The organism is Jiella avicenniae (assembly GCF_021390325.1).
GTDB classification, from domain to species: Bacteria; Pseudomonadota; Alphaproteobacteria; order Rhizobiales; family Rhizobiaceae; genus Jiella; species Jiella avicenniae.
In genome coordinates this window covers 44,826-61,573 of the sequence record NZ_JAJUWU010000015.1, presented here as the reverse complement: position 1 = coordinate 61,573, position 16,748 = coordinate 44,826, and the positions used below count along the sequence as shown (strand labels likewise).

General features: G+C 62.7%; 17 protein-coding genes, 1 tRNA gene and 1 pseudogene. 11 read left to right on the top strand and 8 right to left on the bottom strand.

Annotation, left to right across the window (positions count from 1 at the left end):
- The first annotated feature begins 38 nt into the window (after nt 1-38).
- The 3 genes from moaD to LZD57_RS14715 all read left to right on the top strand — a co-directional run bounded on the left by moaD (nt 39) and on the right by LZD57_RS14715 (nt 1,565).
- Nucleotides 39-290 carry a molybdopterin converting factor subunit 1 gene (moaD, locus tag LZD57_RS14725; RefSeq protein WP_083593145.1) on the top strand — a complete coding sequence of 84 codons (252 nt, stop codon included), beginning with the start codon at nt 39-41 and terminating at the stop codon, nt 288-290.
- Between the two features lie 93 nt (nt 291-383).
- Nucleotides 384-869 carry a molybdenum cofactor biosynthesis protein MoaE gene (locus tag LZD57_RS14720; RefSeq protein ID WP_233720356.1) on the top strand — a complete coding sequence of 162 codons (486 nt, stop codon included), beginning with the start codon at nt 384-386 and terminating at the stop codon, nt 867-869.
- 168 nt (nt 870-1,037) lie between these two features.
- On the top strand, nt 1,038-1,565 hold the full coding sequence (locus tag LZD57_RS14715; RefSeq protein WP_233720239.1) for a CBS domain-containing protein: 528 nt from the start codon (nt 1,038-1,040) through the stop codon (nt 1,563-1,565).
- Between the two features lie 94 nt (nt 1,566-1,659).
- Here the strand turns inward: LZD57_RS14715 and ndk are convergent, their stop codons facing one another.
- Both ndk and LZD57_RS14705 read right to left on the bottom strand, forming a co-directional pair.
- Nucleotides 1,660-2,082: a nucleoside-diphosphate kinase gene (gene ndk / locus LZD57_RS14710; protein WP_233720238.1), complete on the bottom strand. Its 423-nt coding sequence runs from the start codon at nt 2,080-2,082 to the stop codon at nt 1,660-1,662.
- 84 nt (nt 2,083-2,166) lie between these two features.
- The gene (locus LZD57_RS14705) at nt 2,167-2,859 is read right to left on the bottom strand and encodes a glutathione S-transferase family protein (protein WP_233720237.1); all 693 of its coding nucleotides are present in this window, start codon (nt 2,857-2,859) and stop codon (nt 2,167-2,169) included.
- A 1,509-nt stretch (nt 2,860-4,368) separates the two neighbouring features.
- Between LZD57_RS14705 and LZD57_RS24030 the strand changes: the two genes are divergently transcribed.
- Nucleotides 4,369-4,503 carry a hypothetical protein gene (locus LZD57_RS24030; protein WP_255699968.1) on the top strand — a complete coding sequence of 45 codons (135 nt, stop codon included), beginning with the start codon at nt 4,369-4,371 and terminating at the stop codon, nt 4,501-4,503.
- 60 nt (nt 4,504-4,563) lie between these two features.
- On the opposite strand, the gene LZD57_RS14700 is transcribed toward LZD57_RS24030, so the two are convergent.
- The 4 genes from LZD57_RS14700 to LZD57_RS14685 all read right to left on the bottom strand — a co-directional run bounded on the left by LZD57_RS14700 (nt 4,564) and on the right by LZD57_RS14685 (nt 6,526).
- Nucleotides 4,564-4,770, bottom strand: coding sequence for a hypothetical protein (locus LZD57_RS14700; protein ID WP_233720236.1), 207 nt, complete (start codon nt 4,768-4,770; stop codon nt 4,564-4,566).
- Nucleotides 4,771-4,993: 223 nt separating this feature from the next.
- A tRNA-Thr gene (locus LZD57_RS14695) sits at nt 4,994-5,068 on the bottom strand.
- A gap of 225 nt (nt 5,069-5,293) precedes the next feature.
- Complete coding sequence (leuD, locus tag LZD57_RS14690; protein WP_233720235.1) at nt 5,294-5,899, bottom strand: 3-isopropylmalate dehydratase small subunit; 606 nt, start codon at nt 5,897-5,899, stop codon at nt 5,294-5,296.
- Nucleotides 5,900-6,076: 177 nt separating this feature from the next.
- A complete protein-coding gene (locus LZD57_RS14685) occupies nt 6,077-6,526 on the bottom strand; it encodes a DUF2383 domain-containing protein (RefSeq protein ID WP_233720234.1) in 450 nt (149 codons plus the stop codon).
- 268 nt (nt 6,527-6,794) lie between these two features.
- On the opposite strand from LZD57_RS14685, the pseudogene LZD57_RS14680 reads away from it, so the two are divergent.
- Nucleotides 6,795-6,961, top strand: a pseudogene (locus tag LZD57_RS14680) (ISAs1 family transposase); the annotation flags it as partial.
- Between the two features lie 58 nt (nt 6,962-7,019).
- Here LZD57_RS14680 and LZD57_RS14675 read toward each other — a convergent pair.
- The gene (locus tag LZD57_RS14675) at nt 7,020-7,946 is read right to left on the bottom strand and encodes a LysR family transcriptional regulator (RefSeq protein ID WP_233720233.1); all 927 of its coding nucleotides are present in this window, start codon (nt 7,944-7,946) and stop codon (nt 7,020-7,022) included.
- A 127-nt stretch (nt 7,947-8,073) separates the two neighbouring features.
- Here LZD57_RS14675 and LZD57_RS14670 point away from each other — a divergent pair, with 127 nt between their 5' ends.
- From LZD57_RS14670 to LZD57_RS14650, 5 genes are all read left to right on the top strand, one after another.
- On the top strand, nt 8,074-9,141 hold the full coding sequence (locus LZD57_RS14670; RefSeq protein ID WP_233720232.1) for a C4-dicarboxylate TRAP transporter substrate-binding protein: 1,068 nt from the start codon (nt 8,074-8,076) through the stop codon (nt 9,139-9,141).
- Nucleotides 9,142-9,196: 55 nt separating this feature from the next.
- On the top strand, nt 9,197-9,703 hold the full coding sequence (locus LZD57_RS14665; RefSeq protein WP_233720231.1) for a TRAP transporter small permease subunit: 507 nt from the start codon (nt 9,197-9,199) through the stop codon (nt 9,701-9,703).
- Nucleotides 9,704-9,729: 26 nt separating this feature from the next.
- Entirely contained in the window at nt 9,730-11,049 is a 1,320-nt protein-coding gene (locus LZD57_RS14660) for a TRAP transporter large permease (RefSeq protein ID WP_233720230.1), read from the top strand.
- 38 nt (nt 11,050-11,087) lie between these two features.
- Nucleotides 11,088-11,792 (top strand): cyclase family protein, encoded by a 705-nt coding sequence (locus LZD57_RS14655; protein WP_233720229.1) that lies wholly within the window; start codon nt 11,088-11,090, stop codon nt 11,790-11,792.
- A 111-nt stretch (nt 11,793-11,903) separates the two neighbouring features.
- The gene (locus tag LZD57_RS14650; RefSeq protein WP_233720228.1) at nt 11,904-13,316 is read left to right on the top strand and encodes an amidase; all 1,413 of its coding nucleotides are present in this window, start codon (nt 11,904-11,906) and stop codon (nt 13,314-13,316) included.
- 145 nt (nt 13,317-13,461) lie between these two features.
- Here the strand turns inward: LZD57_RS14650 and LZD57_RS14645 are convergent, their stop codons facing one another.
- Nucleotides 13,462-14,256: an IclR family transcriptional regulator gene (locus tag LZD57_RS14645; protein WP_233720227.1), complete on the bottom strand. Its 795-nt coding sequence runs from the start codon at nt 14,254-14,256 to the stop codon at nt 13,462-13,464.
- Nucleotides 14,257-14,599: 343 nt separating this feature from the next.
- Here LZD57_RS14645 and LZD57_RS14640 point away from each other — a divergent pair, with 343 nt between their 5' ends.
- Complete coding sequence (locus LZD57_RS14640) at nt 14,600-16,729, top strand: TonB-dependent receptor (RefSeq protein WP_233720226.1); 2,130 nt, start codon at nt 14,600-14,602, stop codon at nt 16,727-16,729.
- Nucleotides 16,730-16,748: the final 19 nt, after the last annotated feature.

Sequence of the window (16,748 nt, the reverse complement as noted above, 5' to 3'; positions counted from 1 at the left end):
CCCGCCATCTCCGATCGAGGATGACAGGAGCTATCCCGATGAAACTTGCCTATTTCGCCTGGGTGCGCGAGCGGATCGGCATCGCCGAGGAAGAGGTCGCGCTGCCGGCCGGTGTCGTCACCGTCGGCGACCTGCTTCTGTGGCTGAAGGGCCGCGGCGAGACCTATGACGCGGCGCTGCAGGCGCCGGAGATCATCCGCGTCGCCATCGACCACGAGCATGTCGACCACTCCGAACCGCTGGCAGGCGCCAGGGAAGTCGCGATCTTCCCGCCGATGACCGGAGGCTGAACCATGGCCGAGACCCGCAACAGCGCCGACCTTTCCGCCACCATGTACGACGGTGCGCGCGAGACGGGCCATTCCACGGGCGCATCGGCCTCGATGAAGGACGGATCCCTCGGGCCCGGGATCCCGCTCGACATTCGCGTCCAGGCCGAACGGATCGACGTCGGCGCCGTCGCATCCAGACTCGCCGGCTCCGGCGCGGTCGGCGCGCTCGTCACCTTCACCGGCTATTGCCGCGACGAGGGCGGCCGGCTGAAGGCGCTGGAACTCGAACACTATCCCGGCATGGCCGAGCGGCAGATCGAGAAGATTGCCCGCGAGGCCGAAGAGCGCTGGCCGATCCTCGGCTGCGCGGCGATCCACCGCTACGGCCTGATCGCGCCCGGCGACGAGATCGTGCTGGTCGCCTGTTCCTCGGCCCATCGCAGCGCCGCCTTCGAGGCCGCGAGCTTTCTCATGGACTTCATGAAGACCTCCGCCCCGTTCTGGAAGCGGGAACATCTCGTCGACGGCACGACCGGCGGCTGGGTCGAGTCCAAGGATACGGACGACGCGGCCGCCGACCGCTGGCACCGGCTGTAGTCGACGGATACGAAACGATTACCGCAGAGACGATTGTACTTTGCGATACTATCGGCCGAGAAGTTCATCCCGTCCTGCAACATCGATTTCCGGCGTATTTCGGCCCGAAAGCACTATTCGATCGCCGGCACGGGACTAGCTTTCCCTTTTTGATCGGGAGGGCACCCCATGAAGATCAAGGACAGGCCGGAATTCCGCGACAAGCCGAAGCCCCTGTGCTTCGGTCCGGACGACACGGCGATGTCGGCCGTCACGGCGATGACCGAGAAGAACGTCGGCTCGGTGATGATCGTCGACGACTACGAGAAGCTGATCGGCGTCGTCACCGAGCGCGACGTCATGAAGCGCCTCGTCGGCGCCAAGCGCGATCCGGAAACCACCACCCTGCGCGAGATCATGACGGCCAAGCCGCGGGCGGCGAAGGCCGACGACGATCTCATCGAATGGATGCGGGTGATGTCGAACGAGCGCTTCCGCCGCCTGCCGATCGTCGACGAGCAGGGCCGCGTCGTCTCGATCATGACCCAGGGCGATTTCGTCTCCTACACCTGGCCGAACCTTCTGCACCAGGCCCGCGAAGTGACGCGCACGACCGTCGGGCGGAACTACCAGATCCTTCTGGTCGCCGGGTCCGTCGCGGCCTACACGCTCATCCTGATCGTGGTCCTGGCGTCGTTCTTCGGCGCCGAGGCCTGACGGCGGAACGAAGAAGGCCCGGGCGGCGAACCGTCCCGGGCCTTCGACTTGCAACGTCACCTGCGGCCGTCGCCGGCCGGCGAAGCGATCGGCCTCAGCCGACGATCTCGGTCTCGGAGAACCAGTAGGCGATCTCCTGGGCGGCGGTCTCCGGCGCGTCGGAGCCGTGGACGGAGTTCTCGCCGATCGACAGGGCGAATTCCTTGCGGATCGTCCCCTCGGCGGCCTGGGTCGGGTTGGTCGCGCCCATGATCTCGCGGTTCTTGGCAATGGCGTTCTCGCCCTGCAGGACCTGGACGACCGTCGGACCGGCGGACATCGACTCCACCAGTTCGCCGAAGAACGGCCGCTCCTTGTGGACGGCGTAGAAGCCCTCGGCCTCGCGGCGGCTCATCCACACCCGCTTCGACGCGACGACGGTCAGGCCCGCCTCTTCGAGCTTCTTGGTGATCGCACCGGTGAGATTGCGACGCGTGGCATCGGGCTTGATCATCGAGAAAGTGCGTTCGAGCGCCATGAAAGTTCCTTGTCTTCGACCCGTTGGGAATGTGGCGCGACCTATAACGAGCCCGTTTCCCCAGGGCAAGCCGAGCCGGGCGGCTCAGGCCGCGGCCGGCACCTTGGCCCCCTCGCCCTCGTGGAGCGCGAGGCAGCGCTCGAACCACAGCGCCACGGGATCGTCCTGCGGCAGGAATTGGAAGGGCGAAGAAACCCGTGCCCACTGGAAGGCGCCGAAGACGATGTAGTCGGCAAACAGCGGGCTCTCGCCGCAAAGGAAGGGCTGCCGGCCGACGATGGCGCGCAGCGGCTCCAGCGTTTTCAGGAACGGCGCGACCCGTTCGGCCCGATCGGCGACGAAGGCCTCCAGCGTCGCACCGAAGGCCTTTTCGCGGCTCTCGCGGAAATAGGCCTGATCGGCCTCGCCGAGGATGTCGTGGATGTCGAGCACGGCGAGCCGTGCCAGCGCCGGATGGATGGTGCGCTGCGACCAGCTTTCGACGAAGCGCGACAAGGCCCGCCCGCCTTCGCCGCCGAAGAGGCTCGGCCGGTCCGGGTAGGTGTCTTCGAGATATTCGGCGATGGCAAAGGAATCGGCGACGAGAGTCTCCCCGTCCTTCAGGATCGGGACGATCTTAGAATAGCCGCCCTCGAGGCCCGGTATCTCGGTGAAGCCGGCAGTCGCGCACTGGAAGTCCAGCCCCTTGTGTCGCAGGGCCATCCGCACCTTCCAGCAATGCGGCGAGAAGGGTCGCGCCGCGTCGCGACCGACGAGTTCGTAGAGCGTGATGGCCATCGAAGGCTCCCGGATCGAGCGTTGGGGCCGGATCGGCGGGTGTCGCCTGCCCGACCGGCTTCGCGACGACTCATAGCCTTTGCCGGGGACGGATCAAGTCGTGACGAGCCTGCCGGCCCGGCGCTCGTCGACGGGGCGCGCTCGCCGGTGAGAACCTGCGGGAGGCCGGAACGCCCCGAGCGACGGCCCCCTCCCGATCGCATCGCGCGGACCGGCCCACCGGATGCGGCCACGTCTCGATGTCGTTTCGGGGAAAATGGTGCTGTGAGAGAGGATTGAATTCGCTCATTAATCAATAAATTCAATTAGATAGGTGAGTCTAGTGGGCTTTGTTACAACCTCAAAAATGGGCGCCTCAGCCTGTGCATAAGTTAGAGGGGGGGTGTGACACGCGCCCAGGTCGGTCATCTGCTCTAGGACGGACTAGACGTAGGTGTAGGTGTAGGGGAGTTCGCGCGAAACCGCTCTTCAGCTCTTTTCAGAAAATTGTTCACTTCGGTTTCGATCAGCGCCCATTGACGGTTGCTAGCCTTGGACAAACGTTCTGCACGCTGCTGCAAACTACGCACTTCCCGGCCCGGATGAGTAACAAAGTCGAGTGCATTGAACGCTCGTCGTGAATCAGAAAATTGATCGAACGCAAAACCTAGGTATAGTCCAAGAAAAATCATTTTAATGAAATAATTCTCCGAGAGAACAAAAATCAATAATAACGACAATGACCAAGATATGCTCAAAACAGCTCTTAACGAGAGAGACATACATTCAGCTAACATCGGTCCATAATCGTTGTGGCGTAATATCCGATTGTAACAATTTATATCCCTGATTATGGACTTCCTCATAAAATACGATCCAATATATATTGATGGCGATTTAACGATTATCTTGTAGATCAACGCAATGGTAATCGGCAATAAAGCACCGATAAGGATTGTTAGTATGGGAGAGTTCTTTAGGATTGCATTTATGTCTTCGTAAAATTCGAGCATAGCCAACTCTGAAGCGAGACTTCGGGCGCCGGGGGCGCTTACAGCTCCGCAAGCTTATGACAGGTGTCAATTGCGTTCTAGGCCATTGGGGATCTCACTAGCGCCTATGTCGTCCGATATCTCAGCAGCGAGGCAATAGGCGGACCCGTTGTATGTCCAGCGGGTGTTTTGACCGCCATCGATCGGTGGAAGGGGTCTGCATCGATGATATCTTCGCAGCCCTCGAACTACACATTGAACAAATCGGGAACAGGTGCAATTGGCTGCGCGATGCGATGACTTTGTGCAAGTTGTTAGAGACAGCCACAACCTAATCCACACGTCGGGCATTTCGTTAATGGCGTCGAGGTAGAATCCCCATAAGAAACAACAACTTGTCGGACTTTCAGCAAGTCCATATGCAAACGAATGGCTTTTGTTGTGGTCCACCTAGCTTGCCAAGCGCTTGGCAAGCTGCCATTCCTCCAAAGCTCCCTTCTGAAACCTTCTTCATCAACTTAATGAAGGAGTCTGTCAGATGGCACAGAAGCGGAAGCACTCACGCAAATCGCTATATTCGATGATGGCCTCGACGGTGATCTCCATCGCCTTCGCCGTTGGCGTGGTTGCGGACATCGCGCAAATCTATGATGTAGCCCGCTCGCTCGGCTGAGGTCGAAACGAAAAAGGGCCGGCGCATGCCAGCCCTCGCTCGTCATTCGTTTGGGCAAGTCTACTTTGTGGCCTTAATAGCGCGAACCATTTCCGCGAGCATCAGCTGCGCAACCTGTTCGGCAGGCAGTTCGCCAAGCTGAGTCGATTTTGTCGTGGTAAGGCCGTTGCCCTTCACGGTGACCACAGCGGACTTGCCGCGTCCGCTTACGGTGTATTCACCGAGATATGTCGCCCCGCCAATCGTAACCTCGATCTCGTTTGCCATCATGCCGCCCTATCGAGGGGTTCGACAGCATGCAGAAAGCCGCGCCGTGCGGAGTCTGGCCGTCGGCCGGAATCACGATCCTGACGTAGAATCGCCGTTGCGATCTATCAGCCCCTTGATGCGCCCTGCCATCGTCGCCCGCCGTTTTGTTACATGATTTGTAACATCACTATGGGCGGAAGGCCCTGCGCGCAAGGGTTCCAGCGATTTCAAACGGATGGGATGGTGCTGTGAGAGAGGATTGAACTCTCGACCTCTCCCTTACCAAGGGAGTGCTCTACCACTGAGCTACCACAGCGTTGCGGGCGCCTTATTCGATGATTTCGCCCGGCACGTCAACACCCGATCGCCGGCTTTCGGCGGAAAGTCGGCGGCGGGACGAGGCGCCCTTGCCGATCGCGGCGATCCCTACGCCTTCCGGCTGGCGCCTGGCTGACCGGACGGCCCTCGCCGGCCGCAGCTTTCGTCGGCACGTGTCTCGCAGAGGTGGGCGACCGGCGCGCGTTCTCGCCGGGCGGGCGTCTCAGGCCCAGGGGCGCTCGTCGGCGAGGGTCTGCTCGAAATCGGCGATCTTGTCCGACCGTTCCAGCGTCAGCCCGATGTCGTCGAGGCCATTCAGCAGGCAGTGCTTGCGGAAGGCGTCGATCTCGAAGCTGATCTGGCCGCCGTCCGGCCCGGAAATCGTCTGCTCGGCGAGATCGACGGTGAGCCGCGCGTTCGAGCCGCGCTCTGCATCGTCCATCAGGAGAGCGAGCTGCTCGGGCGTGACGCGAATCGGCAGGATGCCGTTCTTGAAGCAGTTGTTGTAGAAGATGTCGGCGAAGGAGGTCGAGATCACGCACCGGATGCCGAAATCGAGCAGCGCCCAGGGGGCATGCTCGCGCGACGAGCCGCAGCCGAAATTGTCGCCGGCAACGAGGATCTCGGCGTTGCGGTAGGCCGGCCTGTTGAGGACGAAATCCTCGTTCTCCGAGCCGTCGTCGTCGTAGCGCAGCTCGTGAAAGAGACCCTCGCCGAGACCCGTGCGCTTGATCGTCTTCAGAAATTCCTTCGGGATGATCATGTCGGTGTCGACATTGACGATCGGCAGGGGCGCTGCGACGCCGGTGAGCTTGTCGAACTTCTGCATGGCTGGCCTCGAACTTCGTTCCCGTCTTCGAACGATGTCGATAACACGCTCTCTGGGCAGTTGGTAAGGTCTCGGGTCCTCTCGTCCGTTCTCGAACGTCGGAGGAAAGCCGACCTCTGGCCCGAACTGCGCCGGTGACGAATCCGCCAAATCTCGATCGCCGGGCGAGGCGGCCGATCAGAGCGCCGCGGCGGTCTCTTCCATCCAGGCGCGGTGGCGTTCTTCGTCGGCGAGCGCCTTGGAGAAAAAGGCCCGCGACTTCTCGACCGCTTCGGGATGATTGACCGCCCGAGAATAGGCGGTGACGGTGTCGTCCTCGTTGGTCTTCATCGCCTTCAGGATCGTCTTGTCGCCCAGCAATCGGGCGAGCGCGATCTTGCCGGTGGTCAGCATCTGCTTGGCGTCGCCTTCGCTCGGCGCGGGAATATCCAGTTCGGCGGCCATCTCGTTCAGCACGTCGAGATGCTGCAGATGATCGCGCTTGAATTCCGCGACCTGCGAACTCAGCGCCGCCGCCGACAGTTTCTCGATGGTGGATTCATAGGCTGCGATCGCGTCGCGCTCAAGGGTGATGAGATCCTGGACCAGCGTCTCGATCTCCCGTTCCTGACCGACTGTCGTCGCCATGGTGGCCTCCTCGCTTGGACGTCTCGACAGTCAATCACCAGTCGAGACGACCGTTCCCTTCGCCGCCCGATGTATTGCTTCGCCGTCTACCCGTCATCCTTTCGTCACAACTGTCTTCCGGCAGATATTCACCTGGATTGCTTTTTCGAAATCTTGCTTCTCGCCGGCCGCAGCCCGGCAATCGCGGGGCGATCGCGCGAACGGGAGGGCATTCCGGCATGCGGCTTGCCGTGATTCCCGGGGGGGCCTCGAATCCGTGAGGTTTGCCATGACCGGCTCGTCGCTTCTCGGTCATGTCTCCGCACTCGAAGATCCACGCCAATCCCGGAAGGTGGTCCATCCGCCGCCGGAGATCCTGCTGACCTTGCTTTGCGCTTCCTGCGCCGGCTTCTGCCCTTCCAGACGAACATTCCTTCCCACGAGACGCTCAACGACGCGGGGCACATCCCGGCCGGTCGAGGTCCAGGACGACGAGGGGCATCCATAGCGGAGATCATCGCGTCTCGACGGTGCCCGGCCACTTCCCCGTCTCGACCAGCTCGCGGCAGGTCTCGACGACGAGTTGCGCAACGACGAGACTTGCGCGTGGCCGATTGACGTCGTAGCGGGCCGCCAGATGCGCGGTCCACTCCATCTGCGGCTTGGTGATCTCGATGGCAACGATGCTGCCGTCGGCGATCTGCTCGGCCACGCGGTATGTCGACATGATGGTGGCACCGCCGGAACTGACGAGACTGACGATCCCCGAAAGGCTGTCCACGTCGGCGACGACGTTCAGCCTCAGTCCCTCGGCGAGGCAGGCGGCGTCGACGTGCTGGCGGATGGAATGACGGTCGCCCGGCATGACCACCGGATGGTTGGCGATGTCCATGAGGCTGACCTCCGTCCTGCCGGCGAGCGGATGATCGGGATGAGCCAGAAACTTGAGCTTCTCCCTGAGGATCGCTTCGCTGCGGAGCCCGGCCATGGGCTCGACGTCGTAGAGGATGGCGAGGTCGAGATGTCCCAGATGCAGGTGTTCGGCGAGAGCGCCGCTCATTGCCTCGAGGACGTATAGCTTCACTTGCGGGTAGCGGTCCCTGACCCGCTTCAGCAGGTCCGGAACCAGACCGCCGGCCACCGTGGTGGGAAGGCCGAGCCGGACCTTTCCGACAGGCGACTGCGCGAGGTCCGAGGCGACGGAGGCGATCTCCGCCATCTTGTGAGTGATCTCGTAGGCCCGTTCGACGACGAGACGTCCTTCGTCCGTCAATTCGGCTCCGCGCGAGTGGCGCTTGACGAGCTGCACCTTCAGCTCGTCCTCGAGCCGACGAAGTCCGGCGCTGAGGGCCGGCTGCGTCATGTGCAGCTTGCGGGCGGCAGCCGAGATGCTCCCCACCTCGGCGATGCAGATCAGCGCCTTGAGCTCTCGCAGCTCCATTCGAACCCCGCCCATAACCGCAGTCTATAGCATCTATACATTTTTTCCCGGTTGTGCTTGCCAGGGATATGCAAAAATATCGTTCACAAATGACGACTGATTATATCTTCATCACAAGGAGAATCGGATGCCTCGTTCCCTCGCATCGACACTGATCGTGTCGGCAAGTGTCGCCGCCCTCTCGACGTCTCTCGCCCGGGCCGACGAGTTCACGCTCCGGATGGGATCGGGCCATCCGATCGGACTTCTCGCCTACACCGAAACCGCCCATGAATGGTTTGCGCCCGAACTCAAGAAGCGGGTGGAGGAGCGCACCGATCACACGATCAACATTCAGGAATTCCACGCCGGACAGGTCGCCAAGGTGACCGAGGTCCTCGAGGCGACGCAGGACGGCGTTCTCGACGTCGGCTTCATGAGCCTGATCTTCGAGCCGTCGAAGGCCTTCCTTCAGACCTTCACTCTCTACCTGCCCTTCGGCTCTCCCGACGCCGTCGAGACCACGAAAGCGGCAAAGGCGACCTTCGCCGAGTTTCCGGAGATGGCGGAGGCGTTCGAGAGCCAGTACAATCAGGTCTATCTCGGTGGAGCCTGCGCCGAAAACTACGGGCTCGGCACGAATTTCGGCTGGGAAAACTTCTCCGACCTCGAAGGACACAAGATCGCCGGGGCCGGTACGAACCTCGAATGGATCGTCGGCGCGACCCCCGTCGCCTCGAACCTCAACGAGGCCTATCAGTCGATCCAGTCGGGCGTCTACGAAGGCTACATCAGCGCCTCGGCCTGGTGGCACACCTTCAAGCTCAACGAGGTGGCCCCCTTCTTCAAGAGCGTCGATTTCGGCGTCCAGTATGTCAGCGCCGTGACCATCAACAAGCAGACCTACGATGCGCTTCCCCCCGAGATCCAGGAGATCCTGGTCGAGATGGGCGAAGAGTGGGGCATGGTCACCGCCGAGGTCTGCGACCGCAACAACCGCGAGGGCCTCGACAAGCTGAGGGAACTGGGTGTCGAGGTCAGCGAGGTGTCAGGCGCCGCTCAGAAGGAATGGGCGGGCGCGCTCGCCGACTTTCCGCAGCGCATGGCCGAAGAGCTGAACTCGCGCGGCCTTCCCGGCTCCAAGGTCCTGAACTTCTACATGGATGCGCTGGCCGAGGGCGGCCACGAATGGCCGCTGCGCTATCAGGTCAAGTAATCAGCCTCCCCGCCACGAAATCGATCGGACGCCGGACATGCGGACCTTGTTCGTCATGGAGCGGATCGTCGACGGCATCAGCCAACTGCTGAAATACGCCGCCGCCGTCCTCCTCATCCTCGTCTCGCTGCTGATTGCGGCGGATGTGGTCCTCCGCTTCTTCTTCAACAGCCCGATCGACGGCGTGGCGGAAATCGTCGCGAACGGCATCGTGGTCATCGCTTTCATGCAGCTGGCCTATGCCGTTCGCATCAACGGGATGCTGCGCTCCGAATTCGTTCTGGATCGCCTGGGTCCGCTGGGCCGGCGCATGCTCGAAAGCCTCAACGCCCTTCTCGGTGTCCTGCTGTTCGCGCTGATCGCCTGGGCTTCCTGGTCGCCCATGGCGCGGTCGATCGCGACCGGGGAATTCGCCGGTTACGCCGGCTTCCAGATGCCGGTCTGGCCCATCCGCCTGGCCATCGAGGCCTGCTCGATCCTGGCGGTCGTGGCCTATCTGCTCATCGCCCTGCGCAGTCTGCTCGTCGGTGTCGACCACCCCGAGCGGCCGGTCGTCGGCTGATCCAACTCCAAGTCAGGAGGCGTCCCGTGGGCGGACCCGAATTCGCTTTCGCCATCATCGCGCTGCTGCTGACCATGGTCGTGCTCAGCGTGCCGGTGGTCATCGCACTCGGCCTTTGCAGCTTCTTCGGGCTCGCCTATCTGACGGGCAGTTGGGGCGTACCGGGATCGCTTCTCTCCAACACGGCCTATGAGGCGATCCGGGACTACGTTTTCGCCGTCATTCCGCTTTTCGTGCTGATGGGCGAACTGATTTCCAGGTCGGGCGCGGCCGACGATCTCTATGCCGTCATCAACCGCTCTCTGCGGCATCTCCCCGGACGGCTCGCTCTCGCGACCGTCGGCGGCAACGCCGTCTTCGGCGCGGTCACCGGGGTCAGCATCGCATCCGCCGCGGCGTTCTCGCGCATCGCCTACCCCCAGATGGTGCGGCACGGATACGACAAGTCGGCGGCGCTGGGCTCGATCGCCGGAAGCGCCTCCCTTGGCATGCTGCTGCCGCCGAGCGTGCTCATGATCGTGTGGGGGGTGATTTCGGAGCAGTCGATCGGCCGCCTCTTCGTGGCGGGCATCCTGCCCGGCATCCTTCTGGCGACGATGTTCTTCCTCTTCATCGTCGGCTACGGGCTGCTCCGCCCGGCGATCTTCGGCGGACACGGCCCGGCGAGCGAATTCGACGACGCGTCCGAAGGCACGAGGCGGGAAACGCTCGGCGCGATTTCCGTCGGCTGCCTCATCCTCGTCGTTCTCGGCGGGATCTGGCTCGGGGCCTTCACGCCGACCGAGGCCGCGGGCGTGGGCGTGCTCTTTGCCGTCGCCCTGGCCGTGGCGAAGGGCGTCGGCCTGCGTGGGCTTGGCGACGCCGTCCTGGAAACCGGCCGGGTGTCCGCGCCCCTGCTGTTCCTCCTCATCACCGCGCAGATGTACTCTCGTCTGCTGGCGCTCGGCGGCATCATCGACATCATCCAGGATCTGTTCCTGGCCGTGGGCGATACGCCGATCCTCATCCTCTCGATGATGATCGCGATCTGGTTCGTCCTCGGCATGATCATCGACTCGACCTCGATCATCCTGCTCACCGTGCCGATCTTCGCGCCCCTGTCGCCGACCATCGGCTACGACCCGATCGCCTTCGCGATCATCGGCATCGTGGCGATCGAGGCCGGCCTTCTGACCCCGCCCCTCGGACTGTGCGTCTACACGGTGAAGGGATGCGTCACCGATCCGGATGCGACGCTCACCCGGATCTTCAAAGGATCGATCCCCTACTGGATCATCTTGCTTCTCCTGGTCGCGCTCATCGCGCTGTTTCCGCAGATCGCCACCTGGCTGCCCTCACGAATGTGAGCCGCCGCCGTTTCCCAAGCATGAAGAAGGAACTGACGATGTCCAAGCGTATTGTCGATCTCAGCCTTGCGATCGAAGACAACATGCCCGCCCACAAGCTGTTTCAGAGCCCGATCTACCTGAATGCGCTGACGCACGAGAGGACGAAATCCTTCGGCCTCGGCGTCGAAGGCGACCCCATGACCTTCCAGACCAACTATATCGGCATGCTGGATCACGTCGGCACCCATGTCGATGCCTTCCTCCACGTCAATCCGAACGGCGCTCCGATCGACGAGATGCCTCTCGACATGTTCATGGGCAAGGCCGTCTGCTTCGACCTGCGCCACATCGGCGACCTGGAAGACATCACGGCGGACCACATGGCCGAGGCAGAGGAGAAGGCCGGCGTCAAGGTGGATGGACACATCGTGCTTCTGTGCACCGGCTTCCACCAGCGCAACATCGACGATCCGAAGCAGCTCGTCTGGGGCAATCCGGGGCTGACGGTCGAGGCCACGCAGTGGCTCTACGACAGGGGCTCGAGGATGCACGGCGTCGAGGGCCCCTCCACCGACAAGCCGTCGAACGACATCTTCGCCCAGCACCGGCTGTGCCGCGATCTCGGCATCTCTCACTACGAATGGCTGGTCAACCTGGAATCCCTGATCGGCTCGAAGGAGTTCGAGTTCTACGGGTTGCCGATCAAGTTCAAGGGCGGCTCCGGCTCGCCCGTTCGCGCGATCGCGATCGTCGACGCGTGACGGACCGGGCGCCCGTTCGCCGGACCGGCGCCCTCACCTCGTTGCATTCAGTGTGAAAGCGCCACGATCCCTTCGGCCCGTGCGGCGCCATGCGAGCGGGAGAACGAGCCGATGTCGACCGACCTTGCCTATAGGACGATCCGCGACCTTCAACGGGCCTTCTCCCGTCGAGAGCTGTCGCCCGTGGAGCTTCTGGACGATGTGATCGCTCGCTACGAACGGCTGGAACCCAGGCTGAACATGTTCGTCCATGTCGATTTCGAGACAGCCCGCCAGCAGGCGAAGGCGGCCGAACAGCGGGCGATGCGCAATGAGATGCTCGGACCGATCGACGGGATTCCAACCGCCATCAAGGATCTGATCGCGGCGAAGGGCATGCCTCAGCGGTCGGGCTCCAAGGCTTCATCAGCCGAGCTGGTAAACGTCGATGCGCCGTCGTCCGCGCGGCTTCGAGCCTCCGGAGCCGTGATACTCGGCAAGTCGACGACGAGCGAGTTCGGCTGCAAGCCGGTCGGCGACTCGCCCCTGAGCGGGGTGACGCGCAATCCCTGGAATCCGCAGCTCACGCCCGGTGGCTCCAGCGCCGGTGCCGCGGCCATGGTCGCGGCGGGCCTGGTGCCCTACAGCATCGGGACCGATGGCGGAGGCTCCGTGCGTATTCCCTCCGCCCTGACCGGCCTGTTCGGCATCAAGGCGCATTTCGGTCGTGTCGGGGTCTATCCGGTTTCGGCGACGCCCACGCTCGCGCATGTCGGGCCCCTCGCCCGAACGGTGGAGGACGCGGCGATCGCTCTCTCCGTCATCGGCGGCGTCGACAAACGCGATCCCTTCACGATCGTCGCGACGCAGCCGGACTATGTAGAATCCATGCGGCGCCAGCGGACGCTGAAGATCGCCTGGAGTCCGACGCTCGGCTACGGCCGGGTGGATCCGGAAGTCGCGCACATCGTCGCAAAGGCGGTCGATCGCATCGTCGAACTCGGCTACGAGGTCGACCTCGTCGAGACCGTCATGGACGATCCCATCGGTCTTTGGATGGCGGAATTCTACGCCGGCGTCGGCACCCGGCTGCGCGACACCATCGAGAGCAATCCGGAGCTCATCGATCCCTCGGTGCTTGCCGTCCTCGAGCCTGCGCTCGCTCAGTCCATGCGAGACTATTACGAGACGGTGTTCCAGCGCTACGCGTTCCGCGATCGGATGCGCCAGTTCTTCGATCGTTACGACATCCTGCTGACGCCGACGCTCCCGGTGGCGGCCTTTCCAACGGGACAGGACAAGCCGGTCGGCTACGAAGACAAGACCATCGTCTCCTGGGCGACCTTCACCTATCCCTTCAACCTGACCGGCCAACCGGCCGCCTCCATGCCGGCCGGCTTCACCAAGGACGGACGCCCGGTCGGGCTCCAGGCGGTGGCGCCGGTCTACGAGGAACTTTCCATCTTTTCCCTGGCGGCCGCCTATTCCGACGCTTCCAGGGACGTCTGGTCGAGACGTCCGGACATGGCCGAGACAGCGGCTTGATCACCCCCCCATCTGCCGAGCAAAGGAACGAGACAGACGGTGTCGTCCTTGAAGAAAGCCCGCCAAATGGCGGCGGGGCTCTGGCTGCAGCAGATGGGCTGATGATCGCTGGTTCATGAAGGGGGCGCGTTCGGACGCGACGGCTTCATCGTTGCGCAGACAGTATCGGCGTTCCCGATTCCCGTGCCGCCATCAGGGCATAGTCGAAGAGCCTGTTGCGTTCCTCGGCGCTTTCCGATTGGCCGAGATTGGTGACGGTCGTCATGACGCAGGCGATCTCGGCTTGTGCGTCCAGTATCGCCACGGCCCGTCCCGTGACGTCGGGGAGGAGATGGCTGTTCAGCTCCGCGCGGCCGCTGGCCCGGATCTCCGCCAGCCGCTCTTGCGAAGGCGGACGGCCGCGGAACTGATCCGGCTGCAGCGCCCGCGCATGTTCGATCCGGCTTGCCGGCAGGAAGGCCTGGAAAACCAGCCCGCAAGCGCTGTTGTCCAGCGGCAGGACATCGCCGAGCCCGACGGACGAGATTGAGAAGACGGCACTGCGATACCATCTGACGACAGTGGGGCCGCGCTCTGTCCAGATGGCTACGCCGCCACTCGCAGACGAAACGCTGGCGAGATTCTTCATATGCCTCGCAGCGATATCGACCGGCTCGATCCGCCTGAGCGCGGCGATCCCGATGCTCAGCGCCGCCGGCCCCAGATCGTACATCCCGGTCCCTGAATCCTGGGCCGCCAGACCCTCCTTGACCAAGCTTTGCATGTACCGATGAGCCGTCGAGCTGCCGGCATCGGCACGCCGCGCGACGGCACCCAGGGTCAGCGGTCCCTCGGCATTGGCGAGGATCTCGAGAAACCGCGCAGCGAGGGAAACCGATTGGATCGTCGCGGTGCGTTTTTCGCGACCTGGCTGCGAACTGTCATCCGACTCCATCGTCATCCTCGAAACACTCGTCCTTTTCCTTCGACTTCTTCTCGCGGTGGCAAAGCCGGACGCTGGGAACTTCCGCGCCCCCACGCGCAGATGGGAGCCGCGTGACGGTCGGCGAGAGACGCTCAGGCGGGGCGATGCTTGCCACGGTTAACAATGGGTACTCGACGGCAGGTTCATCAGCGAGGGAGGCGATTCAACAAGTTACCGAGAAGAAGAGAGTCTTTCGAACGACATATATGTGGCGATTTTGCAACAAATCCTCATCGCACCCTCTGCTTGATATTGCATCGTGGAGAGCGCTCTGTAATGTGGAAAATTATGACATTTTCGATCATGTTTGGGGGCAAGGATGAGATCGCGTAGGCTTCTCAGGCTGCAGGGGGGCGTCAGCGCCGTATCGATTTCGGCAGCGTTGATGTTCGGGGCGCATGCGCAGGACGCCACGCCCGGCGAAACACTGCCGATCGAACTGGACACCGTGGTGATCACCGGCGAGAACTTCACCCGCAGCCTTGCCAGCACGTCGAGCTCGGTGTCGGTGCTCACCGAGGACGAGATCGACCAGAAAGTCGAGGCCGCGACGGTCGACGAAGCGATCGTCAATCTCCCCAACGTCGTCATTCCGGCCGAATACGGTCAGGGCTCGGCACCGAGCATCCGCGGCCAGGACAGCGAGGGGCCGAACTCCGGCGCCAGCGCCTTCTTCGGCGGGACGACGCCGCGCGCGACCGTCAGTCTCGACGGTCACAATCTGAGCTATTACGAACTCGTCTACTCCTCGACGCCGATCTGGGACGTCGAGTCCATCGAGGTGTTTCGCGGCCCGCAGACGATCAATCAGGGCGCAAACAGCATCGCCGGCGCGATCGTCATCAACACCAAGGATCCGGTCTTCGAACGCGAGGCCGCCGCGCAGGTCGAGTATTCGAGCCTCGAGACGCGCCGCGGGTCGATGATGCTGAATTCGCCGCTGCTCCAGGACATGGCCGCGCGCGTGGCCATCGACTACTATGCCCGCGACAACTTCATCGACTATACCAATCCGGCATTCGCAAGCAGCGGCGACCAGGATCTCGAAACCCGAAACGCCCGCGCCAAGCTGCTCTTCCGGCCTTCGGAGATCCCGGGTCTGGAGGCCAAGCTGACCTATCAGCACATCGGTTCGGACCGCCCCACCTGGGAAGCCGCGACCGAACCCTTCGAAGACCGCGACAGTGAAACGCTGACCAACCCGACCTGGGACCAGTCCACGAATACGGTGATCGGCGACATCACATATGATTTCGGCAACGAGCTCGTCTTCACCAACCAGATCCAGTATTCCGATCTCGAAACCTCGCGCTTAACCGAGCCGCTGAATGGCGGCTCCGCCGATATCACGTCGCAAGATTTCTCCAACGAGTCGCGGCTGACCTTCGGCACCGAGGATTCCGCGTGGAGCGGCGTCGCCGGGGTCTATTATCGCAACACCGAAGAATCGGACACGCTGTACCTGTCGGATCGGACGTCCGTGCCTACCTATGTCAGCGAGTTCGACGACCAGCGGAACAGTCTCGGTGTCTTCGCCGAGGTCAATTACCGGTTCTGGGACCGCTGGGTTCTGACCGGTGGTCTGCGCTACCAGCGCGACGAGCTGCAGCGCAACGGCTATGCGGAACTCGCTTCGCGCATCCCGGGCGCATCCGTCACCACGCCGATCGACTACGACGAATCCTTCGACGCCCTTCTGCCGAAGCTGTCGCTTGCCTACGAGGTCACCGAAGACGTCACCGTCGGCGGCCTGATCAGCCGCGGCTACAATCCCGGCGGCGTGACGCTGAACCTCGTGACCAACACCTTCGTGCCCTACGACAAGGAAATGGCCTGGAACTACGAGCTGTTCACCAGGGCGAATCTCATCGATGACACGCTTTCGGTCAACGCCAACGTCTTCTACACCGATTTGACGGACGCCCAGCGCTATCTCGTCAGCGACATCGATCCATTCTTCGCGCAGACGGTCAATGTCGACGATGCCCATTCCTACGGCATGGAGTTCGGCGCCGAATACAAGCCCCTGGATTATCTGACGCTCAACGGGTCGGTCGGCCTTCTCAAGACCGAGATCGACACGGTCACCGACCCGGCGGCCGCCAGTCTCCAGGGCAAGGAGTTCGGCCGCGCGCCGGACTACACTCTCGCCTTCGGCGCGCGATGGGACGTTCTCGACAACCTTGCATTGACCGCCGACGTCCGTCATACCGACGGATACTTCTCCGATGACGTGAACGACCGGGCGGCGTTCGTCGACTCTTTCACGGTCGCCAACGCCAAGATCCAGTTCAAGCCGCGTGAGGAGGTCGAAATGTTCGGTTACGTCAAGAACATCTTCGACGAAGAAGGACCGACCTTCTTGCGCTACAGCCGAACCATCCTGGGATATGAAGGCCCCGTCGTCCCGCCGCGCGAGTTCGGCGGCGGTCTGAAGGTCTCTTTCTGAGCCCCAGCCACCAGTGGCC